We start from the raw sequence: 22,348 nt of genomic DNA on the forward strand, positions 1-22,348 counted from the left end.
GGCGGCCGCTTCTCCATGTCCGCCCGAGGTCGCCCCCGCCCCGGGCGGCAGTGGGTTCCGGCCGGGGGCGGGGGGGCGTTCGCTAGCGTTTCGGGACGATGTTGACGATCTTGGGGGCGCGAACGATGATCTTGATGATGTCGGCGCCGCCCAGGGCCTCCTGGATCCTGACCGAGGCCAGCGCCCGGCGCTCCAGTTCCTCGTCGGCGATGCCCGGGGGCACCTCCAGGCGGTCGCGGACCTTGCCCGCCACCTGGACGACGCAGGTCACCGACTCCTCCACCAGCAGGGCGGGGTCGGCGGACGGCCAGCCGGCGCGGATCACCGGTGCGGTGCGTCCCAGCAGCTCCCACGCCTCGTCGGCGGTGTAGGGGGCGAACAGCGACAGCAGGACCGCGATCGTCTCGGCGGCCTCGCGGACGGCGGGGTCGGCGGCGCCGGGGCCGGAGTCGATGGCCTTGCGGGTCGCGGTGACCAGCTCCATGACCCGGGCGATGGCGACGTTGAAGCGCTGCGTCTCGATCAGGGTGGTGGCCTCGTCGACGGTGCGGGCCGTCGCGCGGCGCAGGGCCGTGTCGCCGGAGGTGACGTCGGCGCCGGGCGCGGAGGTCACCTCGGTGGCGATGCGGTGGACGCGGGACAGGAACTTCGACATGCCGTGGGGGGACACGTCGGCCCAGTCGATGTCGTCCTCGGGCGGGCCGGAGAACAGGATCGCCAGCCGGACGACGTCCACGCCGAACTCACCGATCTGCTCGCCCAGGTCGACGCCGTTGCCCAGCGACTTCGACATCGCCTTGCCCTGGTTGATCACCTGGCCCTGGTTCAGCAGCCGGGTGAACGGCTCGGTGAAGTCGACCATGCCCATGTCGTGCAGGACCTTGGTGAAGAACCGGCTGTACAGCAGGTGCAGGATGGCGTGCTCGACGCCGCCCGTGTACTGGTCGATCGGCATCCACCTGCGGACCTGCTCGACATCGAACGGGCCGCCCTCGTAGCCGGGCGAGCAGTAGCGGAAGTAGTACCAGGACGAGTCGACGAACGTGTCCATGGTGTCGGTGTCGCGGGTGGCGGCGCCGCCGCACTTGGGGCACTCGACGTTCACCCAGTCGGACGCGGCGGCCAGCGGCGAGGTGCCCTTGGGCGCCAGGTCGGCGCCGCGCAGGCCCTCGGGCAGCGTCACCGGCAGTTGCTCGTCCGGGACCGGGACCTCGCCGCACGCCTCGCAGTGGATGATGGGGATGGGGCAGCCCCAGAACCGCTGGCGGGACACCAGCCAGTCGCGCAGCCGGAAGTTCACCGACGCGCGGCCGGTGCCGCGCTCCGCCAGGATCTCGGTGATGCGGGAGATGCCGTCGACCTTGGTCAGCCCGTCGATCGGCCCGGAGTTGACGATCGCGCCGTCGCCGGGAGTGGCGACGCCGGTCTCGGCGGGGTCGGGCAGGCCGGTCTCGACGACGACGCGGACCGGCAGGCCGAACTTCAGCGCGAAGTCCAGGTCGCGCTGGTCGTGCGCGGGAACGGCCATGATCGCGCCGTGTCCGTATTCGGCCAGCACGTAGTCGGACGTCCAGACGGGCAGCCGCTCGCCGTTGACCGGGTTGACCGCGTAGCGGCCCAGGAACACTCCGGTCTTCTCACGCTCGGTGGACAGCCGCTCGATCTCGCTCTCCCGGGAGACCTCCTCGCGGTAGGCCTCGAACGCGGCCCGCTGGTCGGGGTGGCAGATCTCCTCGGCCAGCGGGGCGTCGGCGGCGACGACCATGAACGTCGCGCCGTACAGGGTGTCCGGACGGGTGGTGTAGACGGTGACGGGCTCGTCCCGCCCCTCGATGACGAAGTCGACGTCGGCGCCGGTGGAGCGGCCGATCCAGTTGCGCTGCATCAGCAGGACGCGCTCGGGCCACTTGCCCTCCAGCTGCGCCATGTCGTCCAGCAGCCGGTCCGCGTACTCGGTGATCTTGAAGTACCACTGGGTCAGCACGCGCTTCTCGACCAGCGCGCCGCAGCGCTCGCAGTGCCCGCCGACGACCTGCTCGTTGGCCAGGACGGTCTGGTCCTTCGGGCACCAGTTGACGTGGCCGCCCTTGCGGTAGGCCAGGCCCCGCTCGTAGAAGCGCAGGAACAGCCACTGCGTCCACTTGTAGTACTCGGGGTCGGAGGTGTGCAGGCGCCGCGTCCAGTCGAAGGACGGCGCGTAGCGGCGGAACGAGGACGCCTGGGTCTCGATGTTGGCGTACGTCCACTCGGCGGGGTGCGAGTCGCGCTTGATGGCGGCGTTCTCGGCGGGCAGGCCGAAGGAGTCCCAGCCGATGGGGTGCAGGACGTTGTAGCCGCGCTGGAACCAGTAGCGCGCGGGCACGTCGCCGATGGCGAACGCTTCGGCATGCCCCATGTGCAGGTCACCGCTGGGATAGGGGAACATGTCCAGCGCGTAGCGACGCTCCTTGGCGGTGTCCTTCTCGTCCGCCTTGAACGGGTCGAGCTCAGCCCAGCGGGCCTGCCACTTGTCCTGGACCGCCCGTGGATCGTAGTGCTCGTCGCTGCTCACGCTTCTGGCTCCGGTTTCCTGCATGGGGTCGTGGCCGCCCGCCGACATGAAACGGCCCCTCGCACAGGAGGGGCCACCACGCTGACGTCAGATCGTCAACGTGGTCCTTCGAGGAGCAGCCTGGCTGGCATACCTCAAGAGTAGCGCAACCGCAACCCCGCCCGCGGCGACTTAATGGCCGGACTCCTGGCGGGCCATGGAGACGACGCCCGTCACCTGGACGCGGGTCAGGTCGAGGTCGGCGCCGACGGCGGAGAGGGTCTCCTCCTCCGAGACCGACAGCGGGCCGTCCACGAGCGCGATCTCGGCGGCGGCGCGCAGGATGCTCTCCCGCGCCTCCGGGGCGAGCGCCGAGGCGGCGCGCGCCATCTCGGCGCGGACCTCGTCGAAGGGGCGGCCGAGGTCGGCGTTCAGCGCGGCGTCGTCGTAGCCGCCCTCGCCCGCCTGCCGGACCACCCCGACGGCACGGGACCGCGCGGCCCCGTTGGTGTAGTCGCCGGAGCGCAGCACCTGGGCGATGGCCATGCGCAGCAGCATCGCGGGCATCTGGGCGAGCTGCGCGGTGGTCGGCACGCTCAGGACGCCGGGGTTCCAGCGCCCGTGGCAGGTGTCGCACTCGACGAACTCGCCGCCCGCCTTCGTCAGCGGGATGACCGGGATGAAGAACAGCGTGAAGAAGTTGCGTCCCTGCCGGCGGCGGTAGTCGCGGTCGCCGCCGCAGGAGGGGCAGTGGAAGATTCCCCTGGTCAGGGTGAAGAACACCACCCGCCAGCCGAAGATGATCAAGACAGTGCGCCCTTTCTCGGTGAGGCGGCACATCGTAGCGGTGCCCCGCGCATCAGGAAGGCCGGAACGATTCATACACTCGTCGGTAACTAACCGGCCGGTCACCTTTCCGCGCGAGGAGTGCCATGCTCAACCTGTCCGTGCTGCTGGAGGACGCCGCCCGGGAGACCCCCGATCGCGACGCGGTCGTGTTCGGCGACCTCCGCCTGTCCTACTCGTTCCTCGACTCGGTCGCGAACCAGGTCGCGCACCTGCTGCGCGAGCGCGGCATCAGGCCCGGCGACAAGGTGGCCCTGTCCAGCCCCAACCTCCCGTACTTCCCGATGGTGTACTTCGGGGCGCTCAAGGCGGGCGCGGTCGTCGTCCCGCTGAACGTCCTGCTCAAGAAGCGGGAGATCGCGTACCACCTGGGCGACTCCGACGCGAAGGCGTTCTTCTGCTTCGAGGGGACGCCGGAGCTGCCGCTCGGCGAGACGGGGTACGCCGGGTTCGAGCAGGCGGAGGGGTGCGAGCACTTCTTCCTGCTGCCCGCGAACCCCGCCGCCGCCGAGTCGCCGATCGAAGGGGCCGAGCTGTTCTGGGCGGCGCTCGCCGGCAAGCCGGGCACGTTCGACACGGTGCGGACCGGCCCGGAGGACACCGCCGTCATCATCTACACCAGCGGGACGACCGGCCAGCCCAAGGGGGCCGAGCTCACGCACAGCAACCTTCTCGCCAACGCGATGGTGGACGACACGCTCTTCTACCGGACCCTGCACGACACGTCGCTGGTGACGCTCCCCCTGTTCCACATCTTCGGGCAGACGTGCGTGATGAACGTCGGCCTCTACCGGCGCGCGACGCTCGTCATGCAGGCGCGGTTCGACGCGAAGCAGGCCATCGAGCTGATGGTCAAGGAGAAGGTGAACATCTTCGCGGGCGTCCCGACGATGTACTGGGGGCTGCTGACCGACGACACCTCCGAGGAGGACATCGCGACGATCCGGGAGAACCTGCGCGTCGCGGTGGCGGGCGGGTCGGCGCTGCCGATGGAGGTCCTCAAGGGGATCAAGAAGAAGTTCGACGTGGACGTCCTGGAGGGCTACGGCCTGTCGGAGACGTCGCCGGTGGCCTCGTTCAACCGACCGGACCGGCCGACCAAGCCCGGCTCGATCGGCCTGCCCGTGTGGGGCGTCGAGATGAAGCTGATCGACGACGACGGGAAGGAGATCGAGGGCGAGGGCCCGGGGGAGATCGCCATCCGCGGCCACAACGTCATGAAGGGCTACTACAACCGGCCCGAGGCGACCGACGCCGCGATCAAGGACGGCTGGTTCCGCACCGGTGACGTGGCCCGCCGCGACGAGGAGGGCTACTACTTCATCATCGACCGCTCCAAGGACATGATCATCCGGGGTGGGTACAACGTGTACCCGCGGGAGTTGGAAGAGGTCCTGATGACCCACCCGGACGTCTCGCTGGCCGCGGTCGTGGGCGTCGCGCACCCCTCCCACGGCGAGGAGGTCAAGGCGTACGTGATCCGGAAGCCGGGTGCCACCGTCACCGAGGACGAGCTGATCAAGTGGGGCAGGGAGCAGTTCGCCGGCTACAAGTACCCGCGGATCGTCGAGTTCCGCGACGAGCTGCCGATGACGGCCACCGGCAAGATCCTCAAGCGCGAGCTTCGCTGACGCGTGTCCCGGGATCTCAGCGCACGCTGAGGTCCCGGATCCCGATGACGCGGAGCCGCTTCATCGCCTCGTGCGACGGCGTGCCGGGCGCGACCGTGTACAGGACCACCCGCTGGTCGCGTTCCGGCACGTAGAGAACGTCGCAGTGCAGCTCCATCTCCCCGACCACCGGGTGCGTCATCGATTTGCGGCTGCTGCGCTTGATCCCGACCTCGCCCTCGTCCCAGAGCCGGGCGAACAGCGGGCTGCGGGCGGACACCTCGGCGACCAGCCGGGCGATGCCGGGATCGCCGGGGTAGCGGCCGGACGCGGCCCGCAGGTCGGCCACCGACTCGCGCGCGAGCCGCGCGGCGTACCCGTCGGTGTCGAACTGCTCGATCGCCGGGCCGGTGAACAGCCAGCGGACGACGTTGCGCTCGCCCGGCTCCAGCGCGGCGAAGTCGGTCATGAGCGCCGCCGCCATGTCGTTCCAGGCGAGGATGTCGTGCCGGGCGTTCAGGACGTAGGCGGGCGTGTCGTCCAGCCGTTCGAGCAGGTGCAGGATGCCCGGCGGGACGTCCTGTGAGGGCACCTTGGGCGGTTCGGGGGGCTCACCGGCCAGGTGGAAGAGATGCCCGCGCTCGTCATCGGTCAGCCTCAGCGCGCGTGCCAGCGCGCCCAGGATCTGCCTGGACGGGTGAGGGCCGCGCCCCTGTTCCAGCCGGATGTAGTAGTCCACCGACATCCCGGCCAGTTGCGCGATCTCCTCGCGGCGCAGTCCGGGCGTGCGGCGGCGCGTCCCCGCCCGCAGCCCGACGTCCGCGGGCTGGATCCGGGCTCTGCGGGAACGCAGGAACGCCGCCATCTCCTGCCTGTCCATGCCTTACAGCATGTCGGACGTGGGCGGCCGCCGTCACGCGCAGGGTGGTACCGCCGATCCCAGCCTCGGCCGGTCTCTCCTCGCCCGGTCCGCCGCCGAACAGGCTGAAGGCATGACTGCACAGATCGCGCTCATCACAGGAGCCAACAAGGGCATCGGCTTCGAGACGGCACGGATCCTCGGCCGGGACGGGGCGACCGTCCTGCTCGGGGCGCGCTCGGCCGATCTCGGCGAGAAGGCCGCGGCGGCACTCGCCGAAGAGGGGATCGATGCCCGTTTCGTCCACCTGGACGTGACCGACCCGGCATCGGTCGAGGCCGCCGCCGACCGGATCGGCGCCGAGCTCGGGCGGCTCGACGTCCTGGTCAACAACGCGGCGATCGCCGGGTCGGACGCGTTCGACCCGGCGACGGCGACCCCGCCGAGCCGCACCTCGCCCGCGCTCGTCCGGACGACGTTCGAGACCAACGTGTTCGGCGTCGTCGCGGTGACCAACGCGATGCTGCCGCTGCTGCGCCGCTCCCCCGCCGGGCGGATCGTCAACGTCTCCAGCGAGCTCGGCTCGCTGACGATGCTGACCGACCCGTCCGTCCCCTTCTACGAGACGAACCTGCTGCCGTACAACGCGTCCAAGTCGGCGCTGAACGCGGTGACCGTCGCCTACGCCAAGGAACTGGCCGGCACGGCGATCAAGGTGAACGCGGTGACGCCCGGGTACTGCGCCACCGACCTCAACGGGCACACCGGGTACCGCACCGCGGCGCAGGGCGCGGCGGTGGTCGCGGCCGCGGCCGTGCTCGGCGACGACGGCCCGGCGGGCGCGTTCATCGCCGAGGACGGCCGGCTGCCCTGGTAGACCGGGCCCCCGGATCGTTCAGGGCAGGTCAGATCGTGTAGGGCAGGCGCTTGATCCCGTTGATGAAGTTGGACTCCAGCCGGTCGGGGTCCCCGGAGGCGCGGATCCCGGGCGTCCGGCGCAGCAGCTCGCGGAACATCACGGTGATCTCGCGCCGGGCCAGGTGCGCGCCGAGGCAGAAGTGCGGCCCGGGCCCGCCGAAACCGATGTGCGGGTTCGGGTCGCGGAGGATGTCGAACCTCTCCGGGTCGGTGAAGACCGACTCGTCCCGGTTGGCCGACCAGTAGTAGAGGACGAGCTTGTCGCCCTCCTTGACCTCGTGCTCGTTCAGCGTGGTGTCGCGGGTCGCGGTGCGGCGCATCCAGATGACCGGCGACACGTACCGGACGATCTCCTCGACCGCGCCGGGGATGCGGGCGTCGAAGTCCTCCACCAGCAGCGCCCGCTGGTCGGGGTTGCGGGTGAACAGGTCGAGGCCGTGCGCGATCGCGTTGCGGGTGGTCTCGTTGCCCGCGACGACCAGCAGGATGAAGAAGGAGCCGAGCTCCTGGTCGGTCAGCGACTCGCCGTCGATGTTGGCGTTGACGAGCGCGGACGTCAGGTCGTCGGTGGGGTTCTCGCGGCGCTGCCGGCCGAGCTCCCCGACCAGGCCGCGGAGCGTCTCGCCGGCGCCGAGCAGCGCCATCGCCATCTGCTCGGGATCGTCGGAGGGGATGAACTCGCCGTCGTTGCCCGCGAGGATGACGTTGGTCGCGTCCAGGACGGTCCGGTACTGCTCCTCGGCGATGCCCATCATGTCGCAGATGATCTTCAACGGGAGCCGGGCGGCGACGTCGGCGACGAAGTCGCCCGAGCCGCCGCCCGCCGCCACGTTCTCGATGATCTGGCCCGCGACGGCCTCGACCCGGTCCTCGAACCGCTGGATCATCCGCTTCGAGAACGCCCGGGACACGATCCGCCGGATCTTGGCGTGCCGGGGGTCGTCCATGCTGATCATCGAGCCGAAGTACTCGTGCATGTCGCCCGGCATGTCCGGGATGCTGATGGCGCCCTTGCCGGAGCAGAAGTCCTGGGGGCGGCGGGACGCCTCGACGACGTCGGCGTGCCGGGTCAGCGGGTAGTACCCGGGCCCCTGCGGCGCGATGACGATGTCGGGTTCCTCGTAGCGGATCAGGGCCGGGTGCCGGCGCAGGGCTTTGAACGCCTCGTGCCGGTAGTCGTGCGGCCGCCGCCAGAACTCCCAGTCCGTCAGGTTGATGTCGTCGACCTTGAGCACGTGCCCACCACCTCGTCATCTTCCGAATACGATTCGGTTTACACGCAGCCTTTCAGAGTAAAGCCGCCGGCGCACACCGATCGACGAGGTGACGCGCCTCACATCATCCCACCGGGTCCGGCATCCCGGTCAAATTCGAGTCCACGCCTCCTTGAGGACCGAACGGAGGATCTGCTCGATCTCGTCGAAATGTCCCTGGTCGCAGACGAGCGGCGGCGCCAGCTGGACGACGGGGTCGCCGCGGTCGTCGGCGCGGCAGTACAGGCCCGCCTCATAGAGCGCCTTGTCGAGGAATCCGCGCAGCAGCCGCTCGGACTCCTCGTCGTCGAACGTCTCGCGCGTGTCCTGGTCCTTCACGAGTTCGATGCCGTAGAAGAAGCCGTCGCCGCGGACGTCGCCGACGATCGGCAGGTCGCGGAGGCGCTCCAGCGTGCCGCGGAAGGCGTCCTGGTTGCGCAGGACGTGGCCGTTCAGGTCCTCGCGCTCGAACAGGTCGAGGTTCGCCAGGGCCACCGCCGCCGACACCGGATGCCCGCCGAAGGTGTAGCCGTGCGCGAACATCTCCGTGCCGTGCCTGAACGGCTCGAAGAGGCGGTCGGCGGCCAGCATGCCGCCGAGCGGCGCGTATCCCGAGGTCGCCCCCTTGGCGAAGGTGATGATGTCGGGCGTGTAGCCGAACTTCTGCGCGCCGAACATCGGGCCGAGGCGGCCGAACGCGCAGATGACCTCGTCCGACACCAGAAGGACGTCGTGCCGGTCGCAGATCTCGCGGACCCGCTGGAAGTAGCCGGGCGGCGGCGGGAAGCATCCGCCCGCGTTCTGCACCGGCTCCAGGAACACGGCCGCGACTGTTTCCGGGCCCTCGAACTCGATGGCCTCCTCGATCCGGTCGGCCGCCCACCGGCCGAACGCCTCCGGGTCGTCGCGGTGCTCGGCGGCCCGGTAGATGTTGGTGTTCGGCACCCGGAACGCGCTCGGCACCAGCGGCTCATACGGGGCCTTCAGCTCGGGCAGGCCGGTGATCGACAGCGCGCCGTGCGGGGTGCCGTGGTACGCGACCGCCCTGCTGATCACCTTGTGCTTGGCGGGCTTCCCGGTCAGCTTGAAGTAGTGCTTGGCGAGCTTCCACGCGCTCTCGACGGCTTCGCCGCCGCCGGAGGTGAAGAACACGCGGTTCAGGTCGCCGGGGGCGAGGGCGGCGAGCCGCTCGGCCAGCTCGACCGCCGCCGGGTGCGCGTACGACCACAGCGGGAAGAAGCCCAGCTCGGCGGCCTGTTTGGCGGCGGCCTGCGCCAGTTCCTCGCGCCCGTGCCCGGCCTGGACGGTGAACAGCCCGGACAGCCCGTCCAGGTAGCGCCGGCCCGCGGAGTCGTAGATGTAGGGCCCCTCGCCCCGGACGATCACCGGGATCTCGGCGCCGTCCTGGGACGCCGAGTGGCGCGCGAAGTGCATCCACAGATGGTCGCGCGCCGCCCTCTGCATCGCGTCGTGGCGCTGGCTGGTCACGTCCGGCTCCGTCATCACGTTTCCCTCATCGCGATCGATCCAGTTGTATCGATGCTAGATGACTACGAAATTCGCTGCAATCACATAGTTGTACGCCGATATCCGAAGATTGACGACCCCGACCGTTCGCGGTCACCGGGCCGCCGGTACCGTTCGCCGCGAGCACAGGAGGCGGACATGGGCGACATCACGACCGGATCGGTGAACGCGAACGGGCTCGACTTCGGATACCTCACGGCCGGCCCCGAGGACGGGCCGCTGGCGCTGCTGCTGCACGGCTTCCCCGACTCGCCGCACACGTGGCGGCATCTGATGCCCGAGCTGGCCGCCGCCGGATACCGCGCCGTGGCCCCCTTCATGCGCGGCTACGCCCCCACGTCCGTCCCGGCGGACGAGGCGTACCAGAGCGGTGCCCTCGCCGCCGACGCCGTCGCCCTGCACGAGGCCCTGGGCGGCGGCTCCGACGCCGTCGTCGTCGGCCACGACTGGGGCGCCTTCGCCACCTACGGCGCCGCGAACGTCGCCCCGGACCGCTGGCGCAAGGTCGTCGCCATGTCCGTCCCGCCCGTCTCTGTGATGACGACCGCGTTCTTCGACTACGAGCAGCTCAAGCGCTCGTTCTACATCTTCGTCTTCCAGACGCCGCTGGCCGAGGTCGCCCTGAACCGCGCGTTCGTCGAAGGGCTGTGGCGGGACTGGTCGCCGGACGACGGACGCGACCGGTCCGCGGACGTCGACCACGTCATGGACTGCCTGGGCACGCCCGCCAACATCGCCGCGGCGATCGGGTACTACCGCGCCATGCTCGACCCGTCCCGGCTCGTGGACCGTTACGCGGCCGCGCAGCAGGCGACGACCGTCATGGGCGAACTGCCCGTCCTGTACCTGCACGGCGCCGAGGACGGCTGCCTGGGCCCGGACGTGGTGGACATGGACGCCGTCCGCGAGGCCCTCCCGCCCGGGTCGCGGACCGGCCTCGTCTCCGGCGCCGGCCACTTCCTCCAGGTGGACCGTCCCGCCGAGGTGAACGAGCACATCCTCAGCTGGCTGTCCGTCTGATCAGGTCGGCGGCCATCTCACCGATCATGATGGCCGGCGCGTTGGTGTGCCCCCGGGTGATCCGCGGCAGGACGGACACGTCGGCGACGCGGAGCCCGCCGACGCCGCGGACCCGCAGGTCCGGGTCGACGACGGAGCCGTCGTCGGTGCCCATGCGGCAGGTGCCCACCGGGTGGTAGAGCGTCTCGGAATGTCCGCGGACGTAGCGGGCCACGGCCTCGTCGTCGTCCGCGCCCGCATAGGGCTCCATGGGGTCGCCGACATAGGGCTTCAGGGCGTCCGCGGCCAGGAGCTCCTCCGCGCGGCGGATGCCGTGGACCAGCCGGCTCAGGTCGCCGCCGCAGGTCAGGTAGGCGGGATCGATCACCGGCGGGGCGGCCGGGTCGGCGGACGCGAGCGTGATGCGCCCGGCCGACTCGGGCTGGAGCAGGACGACGCCGAGCGTCACGCCGTGCTCGGCCGGCGGGGTGAGGCCGTGCGCGATGTACGGGACCGGCGCGAAGATCAGTTCGAGGTCGGGGGCGTGCAGGGCCGGGTCGCTCCTGGTGAAGAGGACCGCCTCACCGACGTTGGAGGTGAACGGGCCGCGCCGGGCGAGCAGGTAGCGGGCGACGTTCGGCAGCGACTCCGCACCGGTGAGAGTGATCTTCTTCGGGCAGTGCCGGACCACGGCGACCGACAGGTGGTCCTGGAGATGCCGCCCGACCTCGGGACTGTCCACGACAGGCTCGACGCCGGCGGTCCGCAGGTGGTCGGAGTCGCCGATGCCGGAGAGCATGAGGAGGTGCGGTGAGCCGATCGCGCCCGCGGCCAGGATGACCTCGCGGCGGGCCGAGACGCGTTCCCCACCGTGCTCGACGCCCGTCGCGCGCCCGTCCTCGACCACGATCCTCGACACCTGCGCGCCGGTGACGACGGTCAGGTTCGGTCGTTTGCGCGCGGGACGCAGATAGGCGTCGGCGGCGCTGCACCTCCTGCCGCGCCGCTGGCTCACCGGCGTGAGCGCGTACCCCTCGTTGGAGGGGCCGTTCAGCTCGGGCAGCCGCTTCAGCCCGGCGGCGGCGCAGGCGTCGAGGAAGGCGCGGGTCGCCTCGTTCGGGCTGCGCTGCTCGGAGATCCGGACGGGACCCGACGTCCCGTACACGTCGCCGGTGTTGCTCCCGGCGCGGCCCTCCACGCGCTTGAAGTACGGGACGACGTCCTCGTACGACCATCCGGGAATGTCCCATTCGTCATAGTCGTCGTAGTGGCCGCGCACCCACATCATCGCGTTGAGCGAGGACGAGCCGCCGAGCATCTTGCCGCGCGGCCAGTACATCTCCCGGCCGTCCAGTTCGGGCTGCCCGGCGGTGCGGTAGTCCCAGTCGTACCCGGTCTTGAAGAGCTTCGGGAACGCGGCCGGAATGTGGATCTCGCTCTTGTCGTCCGGGCCGCCGGCCTCCAGCAGGGCGACCGACACGGAGGCGTCCTCGGACAGCCGCGCGGCCAGCGCGCAGCCGGCGGACCCCGCGCCGACGATGACGTAGTCGTGTTCCATCAGGGCTCCCGCGCTCTCGCGGGCCGCGGCGCCGGCCCGTCACCCCCCGACTTACCACCGCCGGGCTCCCGCGTCCATGCATTCCGCCACCCATGAGGGCGGAACCGAGGGTGGACGGGCGGCGTCGATCCGTAGTCCGAGATCTTCTGAGTGGAGGCGCGCGCATGAGTGAGTACCCGGCCGAGTCGATCGATCTACACCGGCGCGGTCTGGAAGCGCGGGACGCCGGCCGTCTGGACGAGGCCGCGGACCTGCTCCGGCAGGCGTACGAAGCCGGGCATCCGGAAGGCGCCCACGAACTGGGCATGATGGCGGCCGACCGCGGGGACGAACGCCAGGCGGTCGGGTGGTGGCGGCGGGCCGCCGACGCGGGACTCCCCCAGAGCGCCTTCGAGGTCGGCTACGCCGCGGAGCGGGCGGGCGACCGCGACGAGGCCGGACAGTGGTACCGGAAGGCCGCGGAGGGCGGCCACACCGGCGGCACCCTGAATCTCGCCGTCCTCACCGAGCACGACGGGAACGTGGACGAGGCCATGCGCCTCTACCGCCGGGCGTGGGACCTGGGATCGGACGAGGCGGCCTTCAACCTCGGCCGCCTGTACGACGACGAGGGAAAGGGCGACCTCGAAGCGGCGGCGACCTGGTACACCCGCGCGGCCGAGCGCGGCAACGGAGGCGCCGCGTTCAACCTCGGGTTCGTGCGCCAGGACCAGGGCGACCCCGCCGGGAAGATCGAGGCGTGGCGGCGCGCCGCCGACCTCGGGCATCCCAAGGCCGCCTTCTGCCTCGGCCTCCACTACGGGGAGTCTGGGGACGAGGACGCCGCCATCGTCTGGTTCCGCAGGTCGGCACAGGAGACCGGCCAGGACAAGGCCGCCCACAACCTCAGCGGGATCTACCGCCGCCGGGGGGACGAGCGCAGCGCGAGGTTCTGGTCCGAGTTCAGCACCGGGCTCAGCGGCTACAGCCCGGAGTTCGAGGCGTTCGCCAGTGCGGGCTCGGCCGCCGCGATCCAGCAGCAGGACGTCCTCAACGACGCGCTCGGGGACGGCTACATCTCCTTCGACGTCGACGGGCGCACCCTCGACTCGGGCGGGCGCACCTTCCACGGCATGACCTTCCTGGGCAGCTTCTCCCATGTGAGCCAGACCTGGCTCTGGGCATGGGACAACCCCCACTACGCCTCCGGCCTGCCCGCCATCGCCCCGCTGCGCGCCATCCGCGAGCACGGTGAGCGCCACGCCATCCCGGAGCTGGTGACGGGCGGCCTCGACCTGTCCGGCTTTCCCGACCCGGCGCAGGCCGCGGCCACCATGGCCATCGCGGCCGCCGGGCTGCTCGGCGGCAACGGGGTGCGGAGCTGCCGCGTCAACGACGGGAAGGGCTCCTTCTACTTCCACCTCGACGACCCGGCCCTCCCCGTCGCCGAGTTCGACCACCTCGCGGCCAGCCGCCTGCTGATGACCGCCGCCGAGATCTTCCCCGCCGAGCAGCGCCGCGTCGTCCGCGGCTTCCTGGCCCACCACGGCTGCCGGATCAGGGAGTCCGCGGAGGTCGTCGACGGCCTCTTCCCGCAGGGCGGCCAGGTGACGGTCGCCTTCACCGCCGAGGGCCGCATCAAGGCCATCTCCTCGGGCCGCACCGCGACCGAGTGACCCGCGTCCGGCCGCCCCGCCGTTCCGCGGGGCGGCCGGACGGACAGGCACGGATCAGGCGGAGAACCGGCTGAGCAGGACGGCCAGCCGGAGGTCGTGCTGCTCGCGGCGCAGGCGGCCGTCGCGCATCAGCGTGAGCAGGCCGTGCAGGCCGCTCCAGAACGTCTCCGTGAGCGCCCCCAGGTCGTCGTCCCCTGCGAACGGCCGGACGGCCTCGCGTAGTTCGCCGAAGCCATCCTGGAGGGCGGCCGGTGCCTCGGGACTGGCGAACGGCAAGGGGACGGCCTTGCTGAACATCACGTCGTAGAGGGCGGGCCTGCGTTCGGCGAACTCCGCGTACGCCATGGCGACGTCCGCGAGTGTCCGGCCTGGGTCGGTGGACGCGGTGCGCGCCTTCCGCAGCTCGGCGGCGAGCTCGGCGAACCCCTCGACCGCGACGGCCGCCATGATGGCGTCCTTGCCCTTGAAGTGGCTGTACAGGACGGGCTGGCTGTACTCGATCTCCGCGGCGAGCCGGCGCGTCGTCACCGCGTCCCAGCCCTCGTTCTCGGCCAGTTCCCGGGCCGCCGTGATGATCAGCTTCTCCCGGTCGGCACGCTCGCGCTCCCGGCGCCTCTGGATCGACATGGCAGCGATTCTAGCACTGCTAGCGAAACTGCTCGCGCTATGCTAGCGTCGATCTCGTTCCTAGCACTGCTAGCACCTGGAGGTCCTGATGCTCACCCCCCTCGCGTATGGCCTGGCCGTCGTGCTCGCCCTGTTCGTCGCCTTCATCGGCGCGCGGTTCCTCGTGTCGCCCCGCCCGGCGGCCGCCGGTTACGGCGTTCCCACCGAGCAGGACGGCGACGCCGCCTACCTGGAGGTCAAGGGCGTGCGCGACCTGACGTTCGGCATCCTCGGCCTCGCGTTGATCGCCTTCGCCGACGCCCACGCCGCGGGCTGGTACATGCTGGTCGTGGCGCTGGCGCCGCTCGGTGACACCCTCATCGTGCTGCGCCACGGCGGCACCAAGGCCGTCGCGTTCGGCATCCACTTCGCCACCGCCGCCGCCGTGCTCGTCAGCGCGGCCCTGCTCTTCGCCGTCTGACCGGCCCGTCCCGGACAAAAGGAGTCATCCAGATGTCGCTGATCGCACCGGACTTCGACGAGTCCGTGATCGTCCGCTCCGCCGAGGCCGAGGTGATCGGCCGGTCCCCCACCACCATCCGGCTGCTGGCCGACAGCAGCTCGACCGGTGGCGCGCTGTCCACCCAGCGGGTCACGCTGGCCGGCGGCGCGGACGGTGCCAGACCGCACCGCCACGACGGCTCCGCCGAACTGTTCTACATGCTGGACGGCACCGCCCAGCTGCTGTCGGGCGAGCAGGTCGTGACCGCCCAGCGCGGCGACCTGGTCGTCGTCCCGCCCGGCCTGCCGCACGCCTTCGCCGCCGCCCCCGGCGAGGACGCCGACATCCTCATCGTCATCACCCCGGGCGTCGAGCGGTTCGAGTACTTCCGGCACCTGGAGCGCATCGCCTACGGGAAGGTGCCGCCCGAAAGCCTCCTGGACGTCCAGGAGGTCTACGACACGTATTTCCTCAGCAGCGCGGCCTGGGACGACGCGCGCGCCTGAAAACGGCGAGGAGCCGGCCGGAGCATCCGGCCGGCTCCTCGCGTCGGCAGGAACGGGTGCGCCCTCACGATCCCCAGTCGGGACGCAGCGGCATGTGGCTCGTGCCGTCGTCCGCCAGCTTCACGCCGAGCGTCTGGTGCAGCTGGATCCAGTTCTGGTTGAAGCCGAGCACGCAGCCGGCCATGTAGACGCGCCACACGCGGGCGGTGCCCTCGCCGACCTCGGCGACGGCCTCGTCCCAGTGCTCGTCGAGGTTCACGCACCAGCCGGTGAGCGTGCGCGCGTAGTGCTCGCGCAGGTTCTCCTGGTGCCGGATCTCGAAGCCCGCGTCGTTCATCTGCATCTGGACGTAGCCGGGCCCCTCCAGCTCACCGTCCGGGAACACGTACCGGTTGATGAACCCGTTCTCCTTGCGGGACGGCGTCGTGTTGTCCGGACGGGTGATGGTGTGGTTCAGCATCCGCCCGCCCTTCCTCAGCTTCCCGTAGAGGAAGGAGAAGTAGGACGGCAGATTCGCCTTGCCGATGTGCTCGGTCAGGCCGATGGAGCTGATGGCGTCGAAGCCGGTCTCGGTCACGTCGCGGTAGTCCATGTGCCTGACCTCCGCGAGGTCCGACAGGCCCCGGTCGGCGATGGCCTTCTGCGCCCACTCCGCCTGCTGCTTGGACAGCGTGACACCGAGCGCCTTGACGCCGTACTCCTTCGCGGCGTGCATCACCATGCCGCCCCAGCCGCAGCCGACGTCCAGCAGCCGCATCCCCGGCTTCAGCGCGATCTTCCTGGCCACCAGGTCGTGCTTGTTGAACTGCGCCTCCTCCAGCGTCGCGTCCGCACGCGGGTAGCAGGCGCAGGTGTAGGCCATGGACGGGCCGAGCACCCACTCGTAGAAGGTGTTGGACACGTCGTAGTGGTGCGAGATGGCCCGCGCGTCCCGCCTCTTGGAGTGCCGCAGCCACGACGGGATGCGGCTGAACGGAGCCTCCTGCGGCGGCGGGTCCAGCCTGCGGCTGATCGCGGCACGCAGCAGCGGGTCGCCCAGTACCGCGCCGGCGATCCGCGCCTTGTCGCGCGCCGTCACGTCGCCGAGCACCTGCTGCATCGTCGTCAGCGCCGTGATCATGTCGCCGTTGACGTCGATCATGCCGGTGACGTAGGCGCGGGCGAGGCCCAGCGCCCCCGGCGAATGCAGCAGGTACGACACCGCATACGGCGACCGCACGTCGAACCTGATGGCGGCGCCGGGCACCCCCGCCCGCGAGCCGTCGTACGCCGTGAACTCCACTGGCGCCTCAGCCCCGGCGAGCTGCTGGAAGACCCTGGCCAGCGTCATCTTCTTCCTCCTGTCTACTTCGCCCCGGGCCGGCGGTGGTCGGCCGCCGCCCCCGCGGGGCTCCCCCGATACGACGGGCGCCTGGTCAGCGTCCGCGCACGCACTTCTCGTAGAGATCCAGCAGCCGCTCGCCGGGGTCGTACCGCCCCTTGAGCCGCCGGTAGGTCTCCCCGTCGTAGTACCGCCAGAACTCGTCCCGGCCGTAGAAGGCGGTGGAGTAAAGCGACTTGTGGCCGTCGAGCGCCGCGACCTTACGCTCGATGAGCCGGTTGTGGTGTTCGGGGATCTGCCCCGGCGGGATCCGGACGGTTCCCCAGAAGCCCGCGTTCACGTACGCGCGGCCCACGTCCAGCGGGTACAGCGGCCACCGCTCCTTCGCACGCAGCGGGCACAGCCAGATGGGGCTCATGCCGACCTTGCCGTGGAAGAACTCCAGGAACTCCGGCAGCCGCTCGATCGGCACCTCGATGTCCTGGATGACGTCCTCGCGCGGGCGCAGCCCCCGCCACCGCTCCGCGCGCGCGACGATGTGGTACCGGCGGTCGTAGGCGACGAGCTTGCGGTACACGTCGGAGCGCTTGTACTTGTCGGGCCACAGCCGCCGGACGGCCGGGTTCTGCACGCCGAACGCGCCCGAGCACCAGAACCAGTCGGTGTCCCAGCGCCAGATGTAGTCGCGGATCGTCAGGAAGTCCACCGACCGCTGCCGGATCGACCGGTAGTAGATCTTCTGGCCGGTGTAGTCGGACGTGTAGGGCGCCGAGTCGGCGAAGAACCCGAGCGTGATGTACTGCTCGTTCGCGCTGAAGACCGTCCCGTCCATGAAGTCGACGGGCTCGTCCTCGAACGTCCCGGAGTCGGTGATCTCCCCCATCACCCGGGCCAGTTCCGCGGCGTCGGTGAACCGCAGATGCCGCAGCCGCACGTACGGCCTGACGGGCCTCAGCTCCGTCTTCAGCCGGAGGCTGTAGCCGAGCGTCCCGTAGGAGTTCGGGAAGCCGTAGAAGAGGTCCTTGTGCTCGTTGTCGCGCGTCGCCGTGACGATCTGGCCGTCCCCGGTGAGGATCTCCATCTCCAGGACGCCCTCGTGCGGCAGCCCGTCGCGGAACGACGTCGACTCGATGCCGAGCCCCGTCACCGCACCGCCCAGCGTGATCGTCTTCAGCTGCGGGACGACCGTCGGCATGAGGCCGTGCGGGAGCGTCGCGGCGACCAGGTCCTCGTAGGTCGTCATGCCCTGGACCTGCGCGGTCCGCTCTTCCGGGTCGACGCTCAGCACCTTGTCGAACCCGGACACGTCGAGCCCGGGCGCCTCCGAGGGGTCGCGCCACCGGAACAGGTTGGAGGTCCGCTTCGCCAGCCGCACCGGCGTGCCCGCCGGGATGGCCTCATAGGATTTTCTGAGCGCCTCTACCGCCCGCTGGTGGTCGCCCTTGACCGCAAGCTCCGTCATCTACCCCTCCCTCGCATAGTTAATCGATCATCCCATGCATGGTCCACATAACTCGGACGTTAGGGGAGTCACAGGTAGAGAGGGGAATAAAGCCACGGGCGTACACATCGGCGTCGTTTCATCTCCTGGAGGTCACGGGGCCGCGTACAGAGCGGCCACGTCAACCTTTCCCCGAAGGAGTACGCCGACAAACCCGCGAGGCGCTCACGTCGTCGTCGCGGGTGCTTCCAGGCGCCCGGATCGTGGCCGCCGACCGGCCCCGACCCGCGGACGTGTCACTTCACCAGGCGCAGGATCCACGGGTAGCGGAACGTCTGGCCGGTCAGCGCGAAGACCGCCGCGATCGCCGACAGCACCCACGCCACCGCGTACACGACCCCGCCGACCCCGAACGTGACGATCGTGAGCAGCAGCAGCGTCACCTGGAAGTTCACGGCCTCGGCCGCCTGCCTCCGGACGTACTGCGACCGCTTGCCGCTCACCAGCATCAGCACGAGCGGGCCGACGAACAGCGTGGGGACGGCGACGGCGTGCGCGGCCGCCGCGAGCATCCGGTCCTCGCCCGTCGGGGCCTCCCCTTCCAGGGCGGCCGGCTGCCGGGGCACGGGCACCAGGTCCCTGGTGACCGCCCCGAGGTCGTTCCGCGTCCTGGCCGTCATCGCCAGTTGCACGCGCATGTCGAACTCGTCCTCGTCGAGCCGGCCCTCGGCGTACGCGTCCTGAAGCCGCTGGATGACCGGTTCCCGCTCGGCGTCCGAGACCCGCAGATCCCCCACCGCGTAACTGCTGTCCATACCCTCCATGCTCGGCGGCCCCCGCCCCCTGGACCATCAGGGAAGACCCTGGGCTACCCCCGGGACGGATGTCGGGGTGCCTCAGGGGCCCATCCTCCTGACGGCGTAGGCGCGCCGGGCCAGGGCCCCCGGCCTCCCCAGGCACATGGTGCGTGTCCCACCCTGTGTGCGGGCTGCCCGTGCGGGACGCGCCCAGCCTGTCTCAGCGAGCAGGAGACCAGCGGGCGCCAGGCGTACGGGACCTGACCCACTCGCCGCGCCTGCGGGTGGAGGGGGCGGTGGGATGACCCTGAGGCGCCCGTCAACTACTCGGCCCTGAGGGACCGGGCTTCTTGGCCCCGCCCAATGGGCTCTGCTTATGCTCCCCGTTCGCGGCTGGCTGCCGTGCCGGGGTCACATCAACCCGCGCCTCTATGTGGGGGCGGGATCGGGCATGTTGACAAATACCCACGCCGAGCGTGCGCGGTTGCGCACGTTGATCCCGGCGACGACGTCGGCGGGGCCAGCGAACCCGCACCGGCGACAGCGGAAGGTGTCCCGGTCGGGCCGGTTGGCCCGAGCGACATGCCCGCACCAGGGGATGGGGCAGGTCTGGGACGTGTAGTGGGCGTCCACCTGCAGCACCGGCACGCCCATACGGCGGGCCTTGTAGGCGATGAACTCGCCCAATTGGTGGAACGGCCACCCGGAAAGTCGTGCTCGCTGGTCGCGGGGAACCGTGACCCGGCCGCGGATCCCGCTCAGATCTTCCAGCGCGATTCCGCGGCCGGTGCGTGCGGCGACAGCAACGACCCTCTTGGCAGTCCTGTGGTTTACGTGGGTGGCGTGCCGGGCCTCCCGGCGCGCCCGCTTCTTGAGCAGTTGCCTGGCTGAACGAGACTTCTTCGCCTGGAGTTCGGCGCGTTTGCGGGCCTGTCGACGACGGTAGCGGTCCAGGCGGCGACCCTGATGGTTGTCCCCATCGCTGGTGGTGGCCAGGTTCACCACGCCCCGGTCCACCCCGATCCAGTCGGCGGGCTCGAACGGCTCGGGGTCAGGCACTTCCAGGGTGGCGACCAGGAACCACATGCCATCACGGAACACCAGATCCGACTCGCCCTTGCGGTACTCGGCCAGTTGCTTGAGCTGATTGGCCGACCCGGTGAACCGCACCCTCTTGACACGGCCCTTGATGGTCCAGATCGACACCGTCCGGGCGTCGATCTGCCAGCTGAGACAGCGATCGTCATAGATGTGCGCGGCGTCCGGCCGGAAACCGATCGGCTTGGACTCGGCCTTACAACGCCGCTTGGACTGGGGTCCGCCCAGACGGCCGCTGCGGATGCCGCCACGCAGGGCTGTGTAGGCGTCCACCACACGTTTGATGATGTGCTGGGCAGCCTGCGCCCCAAACCCCTGGGCCCTCAACTCGCCGTAACACAGCTTGCGCAACTCCCGTTCGGACGCGCGCAGCCCGAAGTGCTCGAACGCGACGGCCGACACCCGAGCGGCCGCCTCGTTCACGGCGCGCAGCGTCGCCTCCAGCGCCGCCGCCTGCTCAGGCGTCGGCAGGAGCTTGATCTGCACCACCAGTTTCATAGCCACCAATTTACCTTGAGTGACCATTGCAACACCCTGTGACACCAGCTGGACATCATCAAGGAGAACATCGACCAGCAGAAACGACGGGACCATGCGGCGCTGACGTGCCGCGCACGACGGAAGCACCTTCCCACGGGCCCGGAACGGCCGGGGTTCCTCGCTAGAAGACCGCTGAATTCCGCTGCAGGTACTCCTCCCCTGGGGTCAGCCGCCCGCCGAACAGGTCCGGCACCGTCACGAACACATAGCCCTCGGCGGCCAGCCGATCGATGATCTTCGGGACCGCCCGCACGCTGGTCGGGTGGATGTCGTGCATCAGGACGATGGAGCCGGGCTTCACCGACTCCAGCACCCGCTTCTCGACGTACCCGGTGTCGTGGTGCTCCCAGTCGAGGGGGTCGACCGTCCACAGCACCTGCGCCATGCCCATCTCCCGCGTGATCTTCGTCAGCCGCCCGGACGTCGACCCGTACGGCGGGCGGAGCATGACGGGCGTGACGCCCGACGCCCGCCGGATCGCGTCCTGCGTCCGCGTCAGCTCCGAGAGGATCTTCTTCTTGGACGCCCTGCCGAGGTCGGCATGCGTGTAGCTGTGGTCGGCGACCTCGTGCCCGGCCTCGTGCTCGCGCCGGACGAGTTCCGGATGTTTCGCCGCGTTCTCCCCGATGATGAAGAACGTGGCCCGCACCCCGCGGGCCGCGAGAATGTCCAGCAGCTCCCCGGTGCTCGCCGCGGGCCCGTCATCGAACGTCAGCGCCACGCACCTGACCCGCGCACAGTCCGGAGCCCCCGGCCGAGGCGCCCCCTCCGGCCGCCCCGCCCCATTGGGCTCCCCCGGACGCGCAGGCTGCGCCGAACCCGTGCTCTGCCCCGGACCACAAGGCTGCACCGGACCAGCAGGCTGCGTCGAACCACCAGGCTGTCCCGGACCACCGGGCTGACTCGGATCGCCGGGCTGACTCGGATCGCCGGGCTGTCCCGGACCGCCGGGCTGTCCCGGACCGCCGGGCTGTCCCGGACCGCCGGGCTGTCCCGGACCGCCGGGCTGTCCCGGACCGCCGGGCTGTCCCGGACCGCCGGGCTGCGCCGGGCCACAAGGCTGCGCCCCGGGCTGGGGCTCGGTGTTCGGGTTGGGTCCTGCCGCCCGGGTCTTGTTCTGCGCGGTGGCGAGGCCGGGCCGGCCTGGGGCCGGGGCGAGCGTGCTGAGGCCCGCGAACACCGAGGCCGCGAGCACGGCGGCCGCCCCCCGCCGGACGAGTTCCGGCCCGCCCATCAACACCCCCGCTGACGATCCCCCGAAGGCGCAAGTCTATGGCTCGGGTCCCCGCCCGCCGGGGATGCCGCCGCTGGTGTCGGGAACCCGGACACCTCCGGTCTCGTTATCGTCGTACACCGCTAACCCGGCACCGGGAGCGTTCCGGGCGGGGACCAGACGACGGGGTGGGCGATGAGATTCCGGGACCGGTTCGGGATCCGCAGGCATCGCGGGTCCACCGTGACGAAGCTCGACCGGGAGGCGACGGACTCCGACATCGAGGCGCTGATCGCGTTCGCCCGCGCCCGCAACGGCGTCGAGTTCTTCGTCGAGCCGGAGACGTTCGCCACCGACACCACGGCCGTCGCCGTCGCCCACGACGGCGAATGGACCCGCCGCCGTGTCGGCTCGCCGAAGGTCATCGGCAAGGTGGCCCGCGACCTCGGCCTCCCCGTCTACGACGTCCAGATCGTCGGCTACCCGCCGCGCATGCGCGCCTGGAACGAGCGCAACCGCGACCGCCGCATCGACCCCGGAACCCCCGGCCAGGCCGTGGCCCCCTGACC

At 70.6% G+C, this 22,348-nt stretch carries 19 protein-coding genes; 7 read left to right on the forward strand and 12 right to left on the reverse strand.

Annotated elements, in window-relative coordinates:
• Positions 1–82: 82 nt before the first annotated feature.
• Together leuS and ACQPZP_RS31995 are read right to left on the reverse strand one after the other, a co-directional pair.
• Entirely contained in the window at positions 83–2,551 is a 2,469-nt protein-coding gene (leuS, locus tag ACQPZP_RS31990; protein ID WP_433473429.1) for a leucine--tRNA ligase, read from the reverse strand.
• 171 nt (positions 2,552–2,722) lie between these two features.
• Entirely contained in the window at positions 2,723–3,337 is a 615-nt protein-coding gene (locus tag ACQPZP_RS31995; protein WP_433473430.1) for a hypothetical protein, read from the reverse strand.
• A gap of 125 nt (positions 3,338–3,462) precedes the next feature.
• Here ACQPZP_RS31995 and ACQPZP_RS32000 point away from each other — a divergent pair, with 125 nt between their 5' ends.
• Entirely contained in the window at positions 3,463–5,007 is a 1,545-nt protein-coding gene (locus ACQPZP_RS32000; protein ID WP_433473431.1) for a long-chain-fatty-acid--CoA ligase, read from the forward strand.
• A 16-nt stretch (positions 5,008–5,023) separates the two neighbouring features.
• On the opposite strand, the gene ACQPZP_RS32005 is transcribed toward ACQPZP_RS32000, so the two are convergent.
• Entirely contained in the window at positions 5,024–5,866 is an 843-nt protein-coding gene (locus tag ACQPZP_RS32005; RefSeq protein ID WP_433473432.1) for a helix-turn-helix transcriptional regulator, read from the reverse strand.
• Between the two features lie 112 nt (positions 5,867–5,978).
• Between ACQPZP_RS32005 and ACQPZP_RS32010 the strand changes: the two genes are divergently transcribed.
• On the forward strand, positions 5,979–6,722 hold the full coding sequence (locus ACQPZP_RS32010; protein WP_433473433.1) for an SDR family NAD(P)-dependent oxidoreductase: 744 nt from the start codon (positions 5,979–5,981) through the stop codon (positions 6,720–6,722).
• Positions 6,723–6,750: 28 nt separating this feature from the next.
• On the opposite strand, the gene ACQPZP_RS32015 is transcribed toward ACQPZP_RS32010, so the two are convergent.
• Both ACQPZP_RS32015 and ACQPZP_RS32020 read right to left on the reverse strand, forming a co-directional pair.
• Positions 6,751–7,998, reverse strand: coding sequence for a cytochrome P450 (locus ACQPZP_RS32015; RefSeq protein WP_433473434.1), 1,248 nt, complete (start codon positions 7,996–7,998; stop codon positions 6,751–6,753).
• A 129-nt stretch (positions 7,999–8,127) separates the two neighbouring features.
• A complete protein-coding gene (locus tag ACQPZP_RS32020; RefSeq protein ID WP_433473435.1) occupies positions 8,128–9,519 on the reverse strand; it encodes an aspartate aminotransferase family protein in 1,392 nt (463 codons plus the stop codon).
• A 162-nt stretch (positions 9,520–9,681) separates the two neighbouring features.
• Between ACQPZP_RS32020 and ACQPZP_RS32025 the strand changes: the two genes are divergently transcribed.
• Positions 9,682–10,563 (forward strand): alpha/beta fold hydrolase, encoded by an 882-nt coding sequence (locus ACQPZP_RS32025; RefSeq protein ID WP_433473436.1) that lies wholly within the window; start codon positions 9,682–9,684, stop codon positions 10,561–10,563.
• Here ACQPZP_RS32025 and ACQPZP_RS32030 read toward each other — a convergent pair.
• Positions 10,544–12,100, reverse strand: a complete 1,557-nt coding sequence (locus ACQPZP_RS32030) for a GMC family oxidoreductase (protein ID WP_433473437.1) — start codon at positions 12,098–12,100, stop codon at positions 10,544–10,546. The genes ACQPZP_RS32025 and ACQPZP_RS32030 overlap by 20 nt on opposite strands.
• 164 nt (positions 12,101–12,264) lie before the next feature.
• On the opposite strand from ACQPZP_RS32030, the gene ACQPZP_RS32035 reads away from it, so the two are divergent.
• Positions 12,265–13,755, forward strand: a complete 1,491-nt coding sequence (locus ACQPZP_RS32035; protein ID WP_433473438.1) for a tetratricopeptide repeat protein — start codon at positions 12,265–12,267, stop codon at positions 13,753–13,755.
• A gap of 54 nt (positions 13,756–13,809) precedes the next feature.
• Here the strand turns inward: ACQPZP_RS32035 and ACQPZP_RS32040 are convergent, their stop codons facing one another.
• Entirely contained in the window at positions 13,810–14,382 is a 573-nt protein-coding gene (locus tag ACQPZP_RS32040) for a TetR/AcrR family transcriptional regulator (RefSeq protein ID WP_433473439.1), read from the reverse strand.
• An 88-nt stretch (positions 14,383–14,470) separates the two neighbouring features.
• On the opposite strand from ACQPZP_RS32040, the gene ACQPZP_RS32045 reads away from it, so the two are divergent.
• On the forward strand, positions 14,471–14,842 hold the full coding sequence (locus tag ACQPZP_RS32045) for a DUF4267 domain-containing protein (protein WP_433473440.1): 372 nt from the start codon (positions 14,471–14,473) through the stop codon (positions 14,840–14,842).
• A gap of 32 nt (positions 14,843–14,874) precedes the next feature.
• Positions 14,875–15,369 (forward strand): cupin domain-containing protein, encoded by a 495-nt coding sequence (locus ACQPZP_RS32050; protein WP_433473441.1) that lies wholly within the window; start codon positions 14,875–14,877, stop codon positions 15,367–15,369.
• Positions 15,370–15,433: 64 nt separating this feature from the next.
• On the opposite strand, the gene ACQPZP_RS32055 is transcribed toward ACQPZP_RS32050, so the two are convergent.
• The 5 genes from ACQPZP_RS32055 to ACQPZP_RS32075 all read right to left on the reverse strand — a co-directional run bounded on the left by ACQPZP_RS32055 (position 15,434) and on the right by ACQPZP_RS32075 (position 21,287).
• Positions 15,434–16,699 carry a class I SAM-dependent methyltransferase gene (locus tag ACQPZP_RS32055; RefSeq protein ID WP_433473442.1) on the reverse strand — a complete coding sequence of 422 codons (1,266 nt, stop codon included), beginning with the start codon at positions 16,697–16,699 and terminating at the stop codon, positions 15,434–15,436.
• Between the two features lie 85 nt (positions 16,700–16,784).
• Entirely contained in the window at positions 16,785–18,152 is a 1,368-nt protein-coding gene (locus ACQPZP_RS32060; RefSeq protein ID WP_433473443.1) for an FAD-binding oxidoreductase, read from the reverse strand.
• 275 nt (positions 18,153–18,427) lie between these two features.
• On the reverse strand, positions 18,428–18,946 hold the full coding sequence (locus ACQPZP_RS32065; RefSeq protein ID WP_433473444.1) for a DUF1707 and DUF4870 domain-containing protein: 519 nt from the start codon (positions 18,944–18,946) through the stop codon (positions 18,428–18,430).
• 411 nt (positions 18,947–19,357) lie between these two features.
• On the reverse strand, positions 19,358–20,524 hold the full coding sequence (locus ACQPZP_RS32070; protein WP_433473445.1) for an RNA-guided endonuclease InsQ/TnpB family protein: 1,167 nt from the start codon (positions 20,522–20,524) through the stop codon (positions 19,358–19,360).
• A gap of 163 nt (positions 20,525–20,687) precedes the next feature.
• Positions 20,688–21,287, reverse strand: a complete 600-nt coding sequence (locus tag ACQPZP_RS32075; protein ID WP_433473446.1) for a polysaccharide deacetylase family protein — start codon at positions 21,285–21,287, stop codon at positions 20,688–20,690.
• Positions 21,288–21,974: 687 nt separating this feature from the next.
• On the opposite strand from ACQPZP_RS32075, the gene ACQPZP_RS32080 reads away from it, so the two are divergent.
• The gene (locus ACQPZP_RS32080; RefSeq protein ID WP_433473447.1) at positions 21,975–22,346 is read left to right on the forward strand and encodes a hypothetical protein; all 372 of its coding nucleotides are present in this window, start codon (positions 21,975–21,977) and stop codon (positions 22,344–22,346) included.
• The last annotated feature ends 2 nt before the right edge of the window (positions 22,347–22,348 follow it).

The organism is Spirillospora sp. CA-142024 (genome assembly GCF_050942325.1).
Taxonomy (GTDB): domain Bacteria; phylum Actinomycetota; class Actinomycetes; order Streptosporangiales; family Streptosporangiaceae; genus Spirillospora.